General features: G+C 56.4%; 1 protein-coding gene. It reads left to right on the forward strand.

Annotation, left to right across the window (positions count from 1 at the left end; all coding sequences use genetic code 11):
- Positions 1 to 266, forward strand: a 266-nt coding sequence (locus HFD99_RS25215; RefSeq protein ID WP_167441097.1) for an AMP-binding enzyme, incomplete at both ends; no start/stop codon positions are given.

Genomic DNA, 266 nt, shown 5'->3' on the forward strand with positions numbered 1-266 from the left:
TTAGGCCGGATCGACCATCAGGTCAAAATTCGCGGGTATCGGATCGAGCTGGGCGAGGTGGAAGCACAGCTGCTGACTGTGGACGGCATTCAGAAAGCCGTAGTCACAGCATGGGAAAACGAGGACGGACACAAGGATCTGTGTGCCTATATCGTAGCTTCGGAGTCGCTGAGTCTACCGGAACTGCGAAATGCGCTGCAGCCGAAGCTGCCGGATTACATGATCCCGACGTATGTGGTACAGCTGGATCGTTTCCCGCTGACGCC

The sequence above is a fragment of the Paenibacillus sp. EKM301P genome (assembly GCF_011800295.1).
GTDB classification, from domain to species: Bacteria; Bacillota; Bacilli; order Paenibacillales; family Paenibacillaceae; genus Paenibacillus; species Paenibacillus polymyxa.